Origin of the sequence: Nocardioides sp. (assembly GCF_035481145.1) — a bacterium.
Classification (GTDB): Bacteria; Actinomycetota; Actinomycetes; order Propionibacteriales; family Nocardioidaceae; genus Nocardioides.
Window position 1 is genome coordinate 22,075 of the sequence record NZ_DATIHB010000142.1, and the last position, 14,681, is coordinate 36,755.

General features: G+C 72.1%; 11 protein-coding genes. 7 read left to right on the forward strand and 4 right to left on the reverse strand.

The genetic code is table 11. From position 1 onward, the window contains the following. Position 1 precedes the first annotated feature (1 nt). The 5 genes from VLF38_RS12005 to VLF38_RS12025 are packed head-to-tail and all read left to right on the forward strand — an operon-like array spanning position 2 to position 4,767. Positions 2-1,186 (forward strand): MCE family protein, encoded by a 1,185-nt coding sequence (locus VLF38_RS12005; RefSeq protein ID WP_325271497.1) that lies wholly within the window; start codon positions 2-4, stop codon positions 1,184-1,186. Further along, on the forward strand, positions 1,183-2,406 hold the full coding sequence (locus VLF38_RS12010) for an MCE family protein (protein ID WP_325271498.1): 1,224 nt from the start codon (positions 1,183-1,185) through the stop codon (positions 2,404-2,406). The genes VLF38_RS12005 and VLF38_RS12010 overlap by 4 nt, the downstream gene beginning before the upstream one ends. After that, on the forward strand, positions 2,403-3,734 hold the full coding sequence (locus VLF38_RS12015; protein ID WP_325271499.1) for an MlaD family protein: 1,332 nt from the start codon (positions 2,403-2,405) through the stop codon (positions 3,732-3,734). Before VLF38_RS12010 ends, VLF38_RS12015 begins: the two co-directional genes overlap by 4 nt. Further along, a complete protein-coding gene (locus VLF38_RS12020; RefSeq protein WP_325271500.1) occupies positions 3,731-4,228 on the forward strand; it encodes a hypothetical protein in 498 nt (165 codons plus the stop codon). Before VLF38_RS12015 ends, VLF38_RS12020 begins: the two co-directional genes overlap by 4 nt. Then, positions 4,225-4,767 (forward strand): hypothetical protein, encoded by a 543-nt coding sequence (locus tag VLF38_RS12025; protein WP_325271501.1) that lies wholly within the window; start codon positions 4,225-4,227, stop codon positions 4,765-4,767. The genes VLF38_RS12020 and VLF38_RS12025 overlap by 4 nt, the downstream gene beginning before the upstream one ends. Before the next feature lie 272 nt (positions 4,768-5,039). Here VLF38_RS12025 and VLF38_RS12030 read toward each other — a convergent pair whose 3' ends face one another. Together VLF38_RS12030 and VLF38_RS12035 are read right to left on the reverse strand one after the other, a co-directional pair. Next, positions 5,040-5,246, reverse strand: coding sequence for a hypothetical protein (locus tag VLF38_RS12030; RefSeq protein WP_325271502.1), 207 nt, complete (start codon positions 5,244-5,246; stop codon positions 5,040-5,042). A gap of 116 nt (positions 5,247-5,362) precedes the next feature. Continuing rightward, entirely contained in the window at positions 5,363-6,022 is a 660-nt protein-coding gene (locus VLF38_RS12035) for a TetR family transcriptional regulator (protein ID WP_325271503.1), read from the reverse strand. Between the two features lie 102 nt (positions 6,023-6,124). Here VLF38_RS12035 and VLF38_RS12040 point away from each other — a divergent pair, with 102 nt between their 5' ends. Beyond that, positions 6,125-7,279, forward strand: a complete 1,155-nt coding sequence (locus VLF38_RS12040) for an acyl-CoA dehydrogenase family protein (RefSeq protein WP_325271504.1) — start codon at positions 6,125-6,127, stop codon at positions 7,277-7,279. Between the two features lie 29 nt (positions 7,280-7,308). Here VLF38_RS12040 and VLF38_RS12045 read toward each other — a convergent pair whose 3' ends face one another. Together VLF38_RS12045 and VLF38_RS12050 are read right to left on the reverse strand one after the other, a co-directional pair. After that, positions 7,309-8,718: an NAD(P)/FAD-dependent oxidoreductase gene (locus tag VLF38_RS12045; RefSeq protein ID WP_325271505.1), complete on the reverse strand. Its 1,410-nt coding sequence runs from the start codon at positions 8,716-8,718 to the stop codon at positions 7,309-7,311. Positions 8,719-8,816: 98 nt separating this feature from the next. Continuing rightward, entirely contained in the window at positions 8,817-14,366 is a 5,550-nt protein-coding gene (locus VLF38_RS12050; RefSeq protein WP_325271506.1) for a carboxyl transferase domain-containing protein, read from the reverse strand. A 134-nt stretch (positions 14,367-14,500) separates the two neighbouring features. On the opposite strand from VLF38_RS12050, the gene VLF38_RS12055 reads away from it, so the two are divergent. Next, positions 14,501-14,681: hypothetical protein (locus tag VLF38_RS12055; RefSeq protein ID WP_325271507.1), on the forward strand; the 181-nt coding region annotated here is incomplete at its 3' end.

A 14,681-nucleotide genomic window follows, 5' to 3' on the forward strand; every position in this document is an offset into this window, starting at 1 on the left:
CATGAACACCCTCCGCCGTCCCCGCCTGCTGGTCGGCCTCGTCCTCGCGCTCGTCGTCGGCGCGGTCCTCGTGCTCCGCTCCAGCGGCAACACCGAGGTGCTGGCCCGCTTCGACACCGCGCCGGGCCTGTACGCCGGCGACGACGTCCGCGTGCTCGGCGTACGGGTCGGCACGGTGACCTCGGTCGAGACCCGCGACGGCGGCGTCGACGTGACGCTGGCCCTCGACGGCGACCAGAAGGTGCCGGCCTCCGCCCACGCCGCGATCGTCGCGCCGAGCCTGGTCAGCGGGCGCTTCGTCCAGCTGGCACCCGCCTGGACGAGCGGTCCGACCCTGGCCGACGGCGCCGAGATCCCGGTCGACCGCACGGCGGTCCCGATCTCGTTCGACGAGGTCAAGAAGGAGTTGACCGACCTCAGCACCGCCCTCGGTCCCCAGGCCGGCCGGCGCGGCTCGCTCGACCAGGCGATCTCGACGATCGAGGCCAACCTCGCCAACGGCAACAGCACCCAGCTGCGTGCCTCGGTGGCGCAGCTGCGCGACGCGGCGGCAGCCTTGGCGTCAGGACGGTCCGACCTCTTCACGACCGTGCGCAACCTCAACGGCTTCACGAAGAACCTCGCGGTGCACGACGCTGCGGTCGGTGGCTTCAGCACCGAGCTCGACCACGTCGCTGCCGTCCTGCGCGAGAACCGGACCCAGGTGACCGGCGCGGTGCGTGACCTCCGGATGGCGCTGCGCGCCTCGGCCCGGCTGCTCGGGCGCAACCAGGCCCAGCTGACCCACGCGCTGCAGGGCACCACGAAGCTGACCGGAACCGTTGCCTCGCGTGCCGACGAGCTCGCCGGTGTCCTGCACGTGGCGCCGCACTCGCTCATGGGGCTCCACAACATCGTCGACCGCCAGGCCATCACCGGCCGCGCCGTCCTCGCCAACCTCGACAGCATGGCCTCGCTGCTCTGCTCCGCCGTGCTCGGCGCCGGTGGCACCGCCGAGGCGTGTCGTGCTGCGATCCGGCCGCTCGTCGAGCTGCTCGGCCTCGAGCAGGCCGGCCAGGCCGTCCCCGGCGGTGTCGGGGGAGCGCTGACGGGTGGCGCGGCCAGTGGCAGCACCCGTACGGACCCCGTCGCGGGCGTCGACCAGCTCGTCAACGGCCTGCTCGGCCAGCTCGGAGGTGCCCGATGAGGTGGCGTGCGATCGGTGGAGCCGCGGCGGTCGCTGCGGTGCTGGTCACGGGCACCGGGTGCGACCTGCAGCCCAACTCCTACACCTTCCCCGGCCAGAAGGCGGTCGGCGACGACGGCTACACCGTGACCGTCTCCTTCGACAAGGTCGAGAACCTCGTCCCCAACTCCAACGTCCAGCGCGACAACGTCACCATCGGCACCGTCACGAAGATCAAGGTGGACGAGGACTGGCACGCGCGGGTCACCCTCCGGATCGCGGACGACCAGCAGCTCCCTCGGGGCGCGCGCTTCGCCATCGGCCAGAAGACGCTCCTCGGCGCGCAGTACGTCGAGGTCTCCACGCCCGACCACCCCGACCGTGCCGCCGACGAGAGCGACACGACCGCCGCGGCGTACCTCACGGACGGAGCGCACGTGCCCCTCGCGCAGACCGGGACCTACCCGTCCACGGAGCACGTGCTCGGCGCCGCCTCGCTGTTGCTCAACAACGGCGGCCTCTCGCAGATCAGCACGATCACGGGTGAGCTGAGCACGGCCTTGAAGGGCCGTGTGCCCCAGACCCGTGACCTGATCGACCAGCTGGACCAGCTGCTCACCGTGCTTGATACCAACCGGGGAGACATCGTGCACGCGCTCCAGGCGCTGGGGTCTCTCTCCGAGGACCTGCGCAGCAACCAGGCCGTGATCAACCGGGCGATCGACCGGATCACACCCGGCCTGCGCGCCCTCAACGCGGAGCGCGACGAGCTGGTCCGGGCGATCCGGGACACCGGGCGCCTCGGTGTGGACGCGGGGAGGGTCATCGAGGTCAACGAGCGGGCGATCGTCGCCAACCTGGCGTCGCTGCGACCGATCCTCGCCAAGGTGGGCGCCTCGTCCGGCCAGCTCGTCGATGCGCTCAAGATCGGGTTCACCATCCCGTTCCCGGCGATGACCGCAACCGACGCGATCAAGGGTGACTACGCGAACCTCTTCGCGACGCTCGACCTCAGTGCGACCTCGCTGGCGAAGATGTGGCTCGGTGGGGGAGCGGCGTTCCAGTCCGGTGACCCCACCACGGCTCCGCTGCGGCCCACACCGGCGCCGCGGACCGGAGGATCGGGGACGACGCCTCCCGCGCCGACTCCCGCACCAACGTCATCCGGAGGCACCTCGCCCGCTCCGGAGCCTTCGAAGTCCTCCTGCTCCCTCGTCCAGATCCTGGTGGGTTGCCGATGATCCTCACGCCCCTGGTCCGTCGACAGCTCCGGATCTTCCTCGTCCTGACCGTCGCCTGCGTCGGCCTCACCACCGTGGTCTACGCACGTGTCCCGCAGATGCTCGGCATCGGCGTCTACGACGTCGCGGCTGACTTCAAGGACGCCAGCGGGCTCTATCCCCGGGCGATGGTCACCTACCGCGGGGTCAAGGTCGGCACGGTCTCCTCCCTGGAGCTGGACGGCGAAGGCGCCCGGGCGACGCTCGAGCTCGACGACGACACCGACATCCCCGACGACGCGATCGCGGAGCTGCACAGCACGTCCGCGATCGGCGAGCAGTACGTCGACCTGGTGCCCGGCACGTCCGGGTCGCACCTCGAGGACGGCGCGGTGATCCCGTGGCAGCGGACCCGTGAGATGCCGCAGATCAGTCCGGTGCTGGACAAGCTGAACGGGCTGCTGAAGTCGGTGCCCACCGCGAAGACCCGGCGCGTGCTGAACCAGCTCGACGAGGGACTGGGCGGCTCGGGTGACGACCTCGGCGGGGTGCTCGACAGCGCAAGCGAGCTCGTGGATGCGGCGTCCGCCGACCTCGACGCGACGCGCTCGCTGATCTCGACGCTGCAGCCCGTGCTCGCGACCCAGCAGGAGCAGATGGGCCACACCCAGGCGTACGCCGCGTCCCTGGCGCGGTTCACCGACGAGCTCGCTGCTCACGACGGCGATCTCCGCGCCCTGATCGATGGCGGCCCGCAGGACCTGGACCGGCTCCGCGGGGTCGTCGACGGGATCAGGCCTACGGTGCCGCGCCTCGTGAAGAACACCACGAAGGACGCCCGCGTGCTCAACACCTACCTCGCGAACCTCGAGCAGATCCTCGTCGTCTACCCGGCAACGGTCGCGCGCCTGCAGTCGACGGTGAACCCCCGTGCGGGGCACGGGGACGTCCAGCTGGACCTGCGGGCCAACCTGGACACGCCCCGTCATTGCACGAGCGGCTACCTCGCGAGCGGAGCCCGTCGTTCGCCCTCCGACGGCTCGGTGCGTCGCGTCGACGGGACCGCCCACTGCCGCACCGCCTCCGCCGACCCGGCCAGCGTGCGGGGTGCGCGCAACCTGCCGTGCCCGAACAGCTCGGCGCGCGCGCCGCTGCCTGTCGGCTGCGGTCTGCACTTCGGCAGCAGTGCCCGCCAGGCGTCCGGTCGACCGGTCCTCACCGACCTCGCCGCGCTCATGCTGCAGGCCCGCGGGCTCGACGGTGCCCACGGCGTACCTCTCGGGGGCACCGCCCCAGCGCCGGGCACGGACTGGCGGTCGCTCATCCTCGGACCTCTGGGAGTGTCATGACGATCACCTCTTCGGCTCGTGAGGCGTCTCGCACGGCGCTGATCGGAGCGCTCGCGGCCGGCGCAGCGGCCTGGAGCGTCCACGGCGCGCTGGCCGTCGGTGCCGACCACCGTGAGTCGGCCGGCCGGGCCGCTGCACTCGCCGCTGCCTCCGCAGAGGTCACCGGCCTGATCTCGGTGAGCCAGAAGACCACCGGTGCCGAGATCGACCGCCTGAAGGCCGGTGCGACGGCGGCATTCGCCTCCGAGCTGGGGGAGCAGTCCGTCGCGCTGCGCCGTGCCCTGCACGCGCAGAAGGTCACCTCGACCGGGCGGGTGGCGTCTGCCGGACTCGTCGACTGGGAGCCGCGTCGGGCCCGTGTCCTCGTCGCGGCGATCGGAGAGGTCGCCAACCTGCGGTCGAAGACAACCACGCCGCGCGCCTACCGGTTGCGCGTCGACCTCAAGCAGGTCAGCGGACGCTGGCTCGTGAGTGACATGGAGTTCGTGGCATGACGCTTCTCGACGACCAGCGCACGACGGCTGCGCGATCCATGCTCCGTGGCGGTGGGCCACGCGTCGGAAGCCGGGCCCGCACTGCGCTCGTCCTCGCTTCCGCGACGCTGATGATCGCTGGTGCCGTGCTCGCGTTCCTGCACCATCGTGGCGAGGAGCTCGACGCTGCGCGACGGGCAGCCGCATCCAGCGCGGAGAGCCGCCTGTCGGCGCTGCTGAGCTATCGGCACGACCACCTCGACCCGGACCTGTCCCGCGCCGTTGCGCAGACGACCGGAGCGTTCCACGACGAGTACGAGGAGCTCGTGACGACCACGGTCCGGCCGACGGCCGAACGACTGAAGGTCGACACGACGGCGGGGGTGAGCGGCGTGGGTGTCATCGACGCCGTCGACGAACGACGCGTGGTCGTGCTCGCGTTCGTCACACAGTCCACGGTGACCGGTGGACGGGCGCCCGTGGTCAGCGGCAGCAGGGTCGAGACGACGATGGTGCGCGTCGGCGACGACTGGCTCATCAGTGAACTGAGGCCGGTGTGAGGCTGCGCGAGCCACGGACCTGGCTGGTCACGGCGCCGTACGAAGTGCCACGCGCCGCGTCGTCGGACCGCCGGCCCTGGGGCATGCGCCACGTCCGGCGGGACGGGAGCCGGCTCACGCTCTGTGGTCTTCCGACGCCGTCGTGGCACACGTTCTGGACGCTCGACTTCGTTCCACTGGACCGGATGTCCTGCCCCGCGTGTGCCAGCAGCTTCGCTCGTCGACGCGTGAGCGGAGCCGTCTGACCGCAACGCGGGAGGCACGACCTCGCGTCAGGCGGCCACGCGCGCGGCGCGCGGCGCCGCGGCGCGCGCCGCTTCGGCGCGCCGCTTGGCCTCCTGCACCGCTGCCTGGGCCGAGGAGATGCTCGGCGGCCGGAGCCGGTCGCAGAGGGCACCGACCAGGGCCGCTGCGATCGGGATCCAGATCGGCACCAGCAACAGGAGGAAGAGGGGCAGAAGGGCTCGGAGATCGCTCATGACAGCTCCCGGGTGGTGTGAAGGGGTCTCCGTCGACGATCGCCCGCACGGCCCGACTGGCGCGAGGTGCCCTGCTCCAGAGTTCGGGCGCGTGTCTGTGCGAAACACACAAACCGCTATCCGCAGGACTGACCCTCCAGCGCCCGGCGTACGTCGGCGACGACTCCTTCGACACTGGGCGCAGAGGAGACGACGACGACCGTGTGGCCACCCGTCTCGCTGGTCAGTGTGCGGAGCGCGAACGGCATCGCCCGGTCGAAGTCCTGCAGCAGGTCGGTGGTGGCTCCACGGAGCCACCGCCGCAGGACGTGGTTGTGAGCGGTGATGACGGCCGTCGCGGTCAGCTCGGCGCGGAGGGCACCGTCGGGCTCACCCTCGAGCCAGCGGGTGACGTGCAGGCTGAAGAGCCGGCGGTAGCGCTCCACGCTGGAGATCTCGCGCTCACGCAGCGCCGGAACGGAGCTGGTCAGGCGGTAGCGCCGGCGGGCGACCTCGCCCTCGGCGATGTAGTGGTCGAGCACGATCCGCGCCGCCTCGTGGAGGGCCACGGCCCTCGTGGCAGGTGCGGCCGTCTCCAGGCGCGCGCCGACCTTGGCCAGGACCTCGTCGTGATGGGGGAAGAGGACGTCTTCCTTCGTGCGGAAGGTCCGGAAGAACGTGGTTCTGCCGACGCCTGCCGCGGTGGTGATCTGGTCGACGGTCGTGGCGTCGAACCCCTGCGCCTCGAAGAGGTCGAACGCCGTGGTGATCAGCCGCTCGCGGGTGGTGGACGCCATGGCCGGGATGCTACTTGGCGGTATGGAGTACCGCTAGTACGGTACTGAGTGCCATGCGGCGATCGCGAGCACCGCGAGCGCCCCACGACCTGGAGGAGTCTCATGTACGCCTTGTCCGAGGAGCAGCGCGAGATCCGCGCCGTCATCCGCGAGATCTGCGACAACAAGATCGCGCCGTTCGCCGGCGAGGTCGACGAGCAGGCCCGCTACCCGCAGGAGGCCCACAACGCCCTCCTGGCCACCGGGTTCTTCGCGCCGCACGTCCCGGAGGCGTACGGCGGTGCCGGTGCGGACGCGCTGGCCACGGTCATCGTGATCGAGGAGATCGCGCGCGCCGACCTGTCGGCCTCGCTGATCCCGGCGGTCAACAAGCTCGGCTCCCTGCCCGTGCAGATCGGCGGCTCCGAGGAGCTGAAGGCGCACTACCTCGGCAAGCTCGCGAACGGCGACGGTGGCTTTTCCTACTGCCTCTCCGAGCCTGACGCCGGCTCCGACGCCGCCAACCAGAAGACTCGCGCGGTGCGCGACGGCGACGGGTGGATCCTCAACGGCGTGAAGCGGTGGATCACCAACGCCGGCGAGTCGGAGTACTACACGGTCCTGGCGGTGACCGATCCGGAGAAGCGCTCGAAGGGGATCTCGGCATTCGTCGTGGAGAAGTCCGACCCGGGTGTCTCGTTCGGTGCGCCCGAGAAGAAGCTCGGCATCAAGGGCTCGCCCACGCGGGAGGTCTACCTCGACAACGTGCGGATCCCCGGTGACCGGCTGATCGGCGAGGAGGGTCGCGGCTTCGAGTACGCCATGAAGACCCTCGACCACACCCGCATCACCATCGCGGCCCAGGCCGTCGGTGTCGCCCAGGGAGCCCTCGACTACGCGCTCGGCTACGTCCAGGAGCGCAAGCAGTTCGGCAAGGCGATCGCGGAGTTCCAGGGCGTGGAGTTCATGCTCGCCGACATGGGCATGAAGATCGAGGCCGCCCGCCAGCTCACGTACGCCGCGGCGGGTCGCTCCGAGCGCGGGGACGAGGACCTGACCTTCTTCGGTGCCGCGGCGAAGTGCTTCGCCTCCGACGTCGCCATGCAGGTGACCACCGACGCCGTGCAGCTGCTCGGCGGCTACGGCTTCACGCGCGACTACCCGGTCGAGCGGATGATGCGCGACGCCAAGATCACCCAGATCTACGAGGGCACCAACCAGGTGCAGCGCATCGTCATGGCGCGCCAGCTGCTGGCCGGCGTCCAGAGCCGCCTCTGAGATCGGGCCGCTTCTGAGGTCGGGCCGGCCTAGAGCCGGGCGAGCGCACGGGTGGCGGCGTTGTAGCCGCACATCCCGTGCACGCCGGCGCCCGGGGGAGTCGCGGCCGAGCAGAGGTGGACGCCCGCGATGCCGGTGGCGTACGGGTTGGCCGCGACCCGTGGCCGGAAGACCAGCTGCAGCGGGTCGTTGGAACCGGTGACGATGTCGCCGCCGACGTAGTTCTCGTTGTGCGCGCTCATCGCGGTCGTCGAGCGGACGTACGTCGCGCGGATCCGGTCGCGGAAGCCGGGGGCGAACTGCTCGATGCGCGCGATGATCGCGTCGGTGGCGTCGCCGGTGTAGCCCGCGGGCACGTGCGCATAGGCGTAGAGCGGGTGGACATCACCCACCGAGCGGGTCGGGTCCGCGACGTACTGCTGCCCGACGAGGAGGAAGGGGCGCTCCGGCATCCGGCCGGCGGCGACCTCCCGTGCCGCCGCTGCCGTCTCGGCGAGGCTGCCGCCGAGGTGCACCGTGCCGGCAGTCCGGGAGGCCTCGTGCGTCCACGGCACGCCTCCCTCGACGGCGAAGTCGACCTTGAAGGCACCGGGGCCGTGCCGGTAGCGGGAGTACGCGCGGCGTACCCGGCCCGGCAGTCGGTCGCCGATGATGGCGGCCGCGGCACGGGGGGAGGTGTCGAGCATGACCAGGTCGGGGTCGCCGAGCTCGTCGAGGGATCCGACGCGGCGACCTGTCTCGAAGGCCACGCCGTGCTCCGCGCAGCGCCGCAGGATCGCGTCGCGGATGGCACCGGAGCCGCCCTGGGCGACCGGCCAGCCGTAGGCGTGGGCGGCGGTCGTGAGCGCGACTCCGATCGCGGAGGAGGCGACACCGCCGAGCGGCCGGAACGAGTGTGCAGCCACCCCGGCGAAGAGCGCCTGTGCCTCCGGGGTCGGGAAGCGTCGCGCGAGCAGGCTCGCCGGCACACCGGAGTACATCCCGAAGCGGGCCAGATGGACCGGGTGATGCGGCACGTGCAGCATCGGCTGCAGGAACTCCTGGCTGATCGTGCCGAAGCGCTCTGTCAGCGGCCCGAAGATGCGGGTCCAGGCGCGCCCCGCGTCGCCCAGCCCGGCCGCGGTGTTGGCGACCGAGCGGTAGACGGCCGCTCCGCGTCGGTCCTCGAGGGGATGGGCCATCTCGGCCGCCGCCCAGCGCCAGGTCAGGCCGGCGCCCGCGAGGTCGAACCGCTCGGCGAACGCCGAACCCAGCGCGAACGGGTGGAAGCCGGCGCACTCGTCGTGGACGAGGCCCGGAAGCGTGAGCTCGGCCGAGCGGGTGCCGCCACCAAGGGTGTCGGCTGCCTCGATCACCCGGACCCGGACGCCCGCGGCGGCGAGGGTGAGGGCGGCAGCGAGCCCGTTGGGCCCGCTGCCGACCACGACCGCTCTGGTCATGCGGATCGATCCGTCATGGTCGTCGCTCCTGGGTCAACTCGGTTGCCATACGCCCAGGTAGTGCCCGCGGATGCCGTTCTCACGCCCGCGGGGTGCCGTCAGCCCTCCAGCCCGCGCGTGACCGCGGCGATGATCTCCGGACGCAGCTGCCGGGCGGAGATGACCGCGTCGACCGAGCCCACGCGGACGGCGCGGTGGATGTCGTGGACGCCGTCGAACTCGCCGGCGACCTCGCTCAGCTTCTCCGCACGGATGCCCGCACGGAGCCGGCCGAGCTCCACCGTGAGCCGGCCGCGCTCGGCCGGGTCGGCGTCGGCGAGCGCGGACTCGAGCTCCTGGACCTGGGCGTCGCGGGCGGTGCGCTTGTCGACCTCGGCGGAGAAGACCACCGCGGCCGCCGGGGCGCCACCGATGACGGAGGCGAACGAGCCCTCGAGGGCCAGGACGGTCATCCGCGGGTTCAGCGCCTTGGAGAAGACCACGAACGCGCCACCGTGGTAGCGGGAGATCACGACGAAGACGATCGGGCCGTCGAAGTTCGTGATCGCGCGACCGATCTCCGCGCCGTACTCCAGTTGGAGGTTGCGCATCGAGTCGGGCGAGCCGTCGAAGCCGGAGAGGTTGGCCAGGACGACCAGCGGGCGGTTGCCACTGGCGGCGTTGATGGCGCGGGCCGCCTTCTTCGACGACCTCGGGAAGAGCGTGCCGCCCGTGTAGACGTCCGGGCCGTCCGCCGGCGGGAAGCCGCGACGCGGCACCGGCTTCGACTCGATGCCGAGCAGGCAGACCGGGTGGCCGCCGAGGTGGGCGTCGAAGACGACCGCGGTGTCGGCGTCGGCCATGCCGGCCCAGCGCTCCAGCGTGGCGTGGTCCTGGTCGGCCACGGCCCGCATGACGGTGCGGATGTCGAACGGCTTCTTGCGGTCGGGGTTGCTCGCGGAGGAGAAGATCTCGCCGACCGTGGTGAAGTCGCTGGACGGGTCGTCGTGCGGGAAGACGCAGACGTCGCGGTCGGCGGGGTCGCTCGTCACGGCCTGGCGCGGGCGGGTCTCGCCCGGGGCGACGTAGGTGTGCTCGTAGTGCGCCATCAGCACGTCGAACGCACCGGGGAGGTCGGCCGCCCAGTACTGGGCCTGGCCGTTGGCGCCCATGACGCGGTCGTAGCCACCGATGCCGAAGTTGTCCTCGGCCGAGACACCGCCGGAGAAGTCCAGCGACTGCTTGCCGGTCAGCACCATCGCGCTGTCCGGCGTCATCACGAGGATGCCCTTGGTGTGCATGAGCATCGTCGCCTCGGCGTTCCAGTACGGCTGGGCGCCGACGTTGATGCCGGTCACGACGACGTTGATCTCGCCGCCCGCCTGGGTGAACTCGATGATCCGGCGCAGGCCGGCCGCGACCCAGTCCATGTTCTCGGTGCCGGACTCCATCGAGATCCGGGCACCGGCGGAGAGGGCGTACCACTCCAGCGGGACGCCGAGCTGCTCGGCGAGGTCGATCGCGGCGATGACGCGCGAGCACTCCGCCTCGGCCACGGCGCCGAGCGCCTTGGTCGGGTCACCGCACAGGACGACGCGCGTGACGCCCTCGGGGTGGAGGGTGGTCGGCGTGGTGACGACACCCGCGATGATGCCGGCCTTGTTGAGGCCGCGGGGGCGGTCGACCGGAGCCAGCACGCCGGTGTCGTCGAGGTCGTGCTCGACGAACGAGCCGCGTGGGCCGGTCAGCAGCGGGAGCAGCTCGTAGGGGTAGACGAGGCCGCGGCGGCGGGCGCGCAGCACCTTGCCGTCGTACTCGTCGAGGGTCTTGAGCGGCTCGGTCGGGGGCGCCTCGACCGCGGTGGCGATCCGGCCGCCGGGGCCGCGCGAGAAGCGGATCGACGCCGGGTGGGCGCCACCGTTCGTGTCGGCGAGCCGGCCGCTCACGACGACCTCGCTGATGCCGGCAGCGTCGGTCAGCGGCGTGATCTTGCGCTGGAGCGCCGTGAGCTGGTCGATGTCGGCGTCGACGACCGGCCACACGTGGACCCAGACGTGGTTGAGGTCGAGCTTGACCCCGGCACCACCGCGCGAGGTGCGGGCGCGGCGGACGGCTTCGAGGCAGTTCTCGATCGCACGCTCGGCGTGGGGCACGCCGCTCACCCGGCCGTCCTCGTCGCGGACGACCGCGAGCTGGCGGACCTGCGCGAGCGCCACGAGTCGACGGTCGTCGGGGTTGTCGCGGCCGACGCACTCGTAGAGAAGGACGTCCTCGGGCGCATCGAGGCGGGTGATCTGGAAGTCGCGCAGGCGCCACAGGTCGAGGCGGCGCGCGACCATCGGGTGCACGCCGTGGACCAGGTCGTCCTCGGCGACGGCGTGGCTGCTGCCCTCGGGCACCTCGGTGCCGGCGGGCGGCTCCGGGCGGAAGGTGTAGTAGTCGACGCGGCCGTCGATGCCCGGCAGGACGGCGACGGTGATCCGGCGGGCCAGCTCCACCAGGCCGCTGGCAGCGAGCGCGTCGCCCAGCGCGGTGATCAGGTCGTCACCCGTCGGGGCCGTGGGCCAGTGCAGGAAGAGGTCGGTGACGACCTCGGGCGGGGCAGCCGCCTCCGTGAGGGCCGCGGAGAGTCCCCCGATCAGGGCGGAGGACGGGTCGCTCAGCTCCTCCCAGGTGCCGGTCGTGGTCACGAGGTGGCGCGTCGCGTCGTCGATCTCGTACGTCGCGTGGAGGACCTCGCGGCCCTTGCACTGTGCGAGCGTGATGTCGCCCAGGTGGTCGCGGTAGTGGCGGCGGGTCATCACCTCGAGCATCGGCTCGGGACCACTGGCGCCAGCGGCGATGCGCTCGCCGAGGAAGCCGACGATCTTCTCGGGGATGACGGCCAGGGCCTCGATGCGAGCATCACGATCGGCCGCGGCGGGGTCGGCGAGCGCCGCCACCTCGTCGCGTACGCCGGCCAGCACGGCCGCGCGGTCGGCGTCGACCAGCGGCTGGTCGAACCACCGGAACCGGATGCTGCGCGCCAGGTCGCCCACCGCGGGGAACCGGCGCTGGCTGGCGCCCTTGAGCCGCTCGAGCCGCGCCCGGATGTCGCCGGACGCGTCGGTGCCGGCCGGGGCCGGCTCGTCGATCCAGCGCTGGAGCAGGGCGACCACGAGGTCGGCGTCGTTGGCCGGGCCCTGCTGGGCCAGGAACATCCGGAAGACGGCGTCCTCCAGCTCGGGGGTGCGGGTCAGGTCGGTGACGCCGTAGCGGGCCAGGACCCGGCACAGGCGCTCGCGGAAGTGCTCGGGCAGCCCGCCGCGGTCGGCGTCGAGGCTGCGCAGGTAGGTGTGGAAGTGCTCGCGCGAGCTGTGCACCCGCAGCTCGGTGCGGCGCTCCTCGTCGGCGGGGCGGTCGCGGTGCAGGTCGGCGACGTCGGTGAAGAGGTCGACCAGTGTGGAGTCGAGCGCGAGCACGTCGGCGCCGGAGGCGCGCAGCTCGTCGCGGGCGCCGAGGTACTCCTTCAGGGCCGCGGCGCGCTCGCGGGCGGGCACGTCGTACCCGAGGAGGAGAGCGGTGAGGGTGGTGCGCGCCTGCTCGACGCGCTCCTCGAGGGAGGCCGGCGCGGGGGCGGCCGGCAGCACGAGCGCGGCGCCCTCGACATCGGTCGCGGCCTCGGCGCCGTCGACGGCGACGGGCTCGATGCGGAGGAGGGGAGCGCCGGTCTCGACCTGGCTGCCGGTGATGACCTGGAGCTCACGGACCCGGGCCTCGAACGGGGCCGGGAGGACGGTCTCCATCTTCATGGACTCGAGCACGAGAAGCGGGGCGCCGGCCGGGACGACGTCGCCGACGGCGACCGGCGTCGCGACGACGAGTGCGGGAGCGGGGGAGCGGACGACGCCGCCCTCGTCGCGGGTGACGCGGTGGGTGACGCCGTCGACCTCGACGAGGTGGACCGGCCCGTGCACCGCGGAGACGATCCGGTGGCGCTGGCCGGCGACGACCAGGTGCGCATGGAACGTGTCGAGCCACTCGAGCTCGACGTCGGCGGTCGCGGTGCTGGCGCCCACCTCGAGCGTGACGCGGTAGCGACCGGGGGCGAGCTGCAGGGCGGTCAGGCGGTAGGTCGTGCCGCGGAGCTTGACCTCCACCGGCTTGGCGACCTCGTGCTGGACCTGCGGCCGGCCGCCGTGGGCGGTCTCGAGGAGGCGGGTGCGCTCGACGCCCGTGCCCTCGTCGTACGCCGCGATCGCGGCGACCAGCAGGGCGACCTCGCGGTGCGCGTCGGAGACGAGGCGGCCCTCGCCGCGGGCGCGGTCGATCCAGGCGGTGTCGGCCCAGGCCGGCTCGCCGGAGACGACCTCGGGCTGGTCGAGCAGGTCGAGGATGAAGCCCTTGTTGGTGGTGCCGCCCTCGATGACGACGGTGGTCTCGGTCATCGCGCGGCGCAGGCGGGCCAGGGCCTCGTCGCGGTCGCGGCCGTAGGCGATGACCTTGGCGATCATCGAGTCGAAGTCGGCGGGGATGACGTCGCCCTCGCCGAGGCCGGTGTCGACGCGGACGCCGGGGCCGCTGGGCAGCTCGAGCAGGGCCACGCGGCCGGGGGCCGGGGCGAAGTCGCGGTCGGGGTCCTCGGCGTTGAGGCGGGCCTCGACGGCGTGGCCGGCCTCGACCGGGCGCTGATCGGTACCTGTGAACTCCTGGAGCCGGCCGCCGCGGGCCACGTGGATCTGCGCCTTCACGAGGTCGACCGACGTGGTGACCTCGGTGATGGGGTGCTCGACCTGGAGGCGGGTGTTGACCTCGAGGAAGGCGAACGAGCGCTCCTCGGGCTGGTAGAGGAACTCGACGGTGCCGGCGCCGGTGTAGCCCACCGCGACGGCGAGGCGCTCGGCCGACTCCTTCAGCAGGGCGACCTGCTCGGCGTCGAGCAGGGGAGAAGCGGACTCCTCGATGACCTTCTGGTTGCGGCGCTGCACCGAGCAGTCGCGGACGCCGAGGGCCCAGGCGGTGCCGTGGGAGTCGGCGATCAGCTGCACCTCGACGTGGCGGGCGCCGGTGACGACCCGCTCGAGGAAGACGACGCCGCTGCCGAAGGCGCGCTCGGCCTCGTCGCGCGTGCGCTGGTAGGAGTCGGTGAGCTCGGCCTCCGTGCTCACCTTGCGGATGCCGCGACCGCCACCACCGGCGGTGGCCTTGAGCATCATCGGGTAGCCGATCACCTCGGCGGCGGCGAGCGCCTCCTCGAGGGTCTCGACCGGGCCATTGCTCCACGGGGCGACCGGGACGCCGACCTTCTCGGCGATCCGCTTGGAGCCGATCTTGTCGCCGAGCTGGCGCATCGCCTCGGCGCTCGGGCCGATGAAGGCGACGCCGAGCCGGTCGCAGAGGTCGACGAACGCCGGGTCCTCGGCGACGAAGCCCCAGCCCACCCAGACCGCGTCGGCCCGCGTCGCCACCAGGGCGCGCTCGAGGACCTCAAGGTCGAGGTAGGGACGGGCGGACGCCGGGCCGAGCCCGTACGACTCGTCGGACTCGCGCACGAACATCGCGTGGCGCTCGGCGTCGGTGTAGAGCGCGATCGTGGTCAGCTGCTCGCCAGCTGCCTTCAGGTCACGGACGGCGTGGACGAGCCGCATGGCCGCCTCGCCTCGGTTCACGATCGCGATTCGGGAGAACACCAACAACCTCCGGGGCCTGCGCCCCGAGGGCGCGTCGATAGAACGAGAAGCTTCCGCAGGGATCGTCTCAAAACATGAGGGAATACTCAAGAAAAACTTGAGTAAAGGCTCATGTTTCTGTTCTCATGGTTCTCGTGACCCCAGACACCGCCCTCACCCCCGCCGCCCCTGCCCCCTCTGCGACGATCTCCAACGGAGTCGTCTCCAAGCGCCTGCTCGACCGCCTCGCCGCTGGCACGCCGTTCGCTGTCGCCTTCGGTGGCCAGGGTGCCGACTGGCTGGAGCCGCTCGCCGAGCTCGTGCGGGTCCACCGCC

Bases quoted from the DNA above. Each gene is read 5' to 3' on its own strand.
- VLF38_RS12005 (WP_325271497.1), top strand. From the start codon at position 2: ATGAACACCCTCCGCCGTCCCCGCCTGCTGGTCGGCCTCGTCCTCGCG.
- VLF38_RS12010 (WP_325271498.1), top strand. From the start codon at position 1,183: ATGAGGTGGCGTGCGATCGGTGGAGCCGCGGCGGTCGCTGCGGTGCTG.
- VLF38_RS12015 (WP_325271499.1), top strand. From the start codon at position 2,403: ATGATCCTCACGCCCCTGGTCCGTCGACAGCTCCGGATCTTCCTCGTC.
- VLF38_RS12020 (WP_325271500.1), top strand. From the start codon at position 3,731: ATGACGATCACCTCTTCGGCTCGTGAGGCGTCTCGCACGGCGCTGATC.
- VLF38_RS12025 (WP_325271501.1), top strand. From the start codon at position 4,225: ATGACGCTTCTCGACGACCAGCGCACGACGGCTGCGCGATCCATGCTC.
- VLF38_RS12030 (WP_325271502.1), bottom strand. From the start codon at position 5,246: ATGAGCGATCTCCGAGCCCTTCTGCCCCTCTTCCTCCTGTTGCTGGTG.
- VLF38_RS12035 (WP_325271503.1), bottom strand. From the start codon at position 6,022: ATGGCGTCCACCACCCGCGAGCGGCTGATCACCACGGCGTTCGACCTC.
- VLF38_RS12040 (WP_325271504.1), top strand. From the start codon at position 6,125: ATGTACGCCTTGTCCGAGGAGCAGCGCGAGATCCGCGCCGTCATCCGC.
- VLF38_RS12045 (WP_325271505.1), bottom strand. From the start codon at position 8,718: ATGACCAGAGCGGTCGTGGTCGGCAGCGGGCCCAACGGGCTCGCTGCC.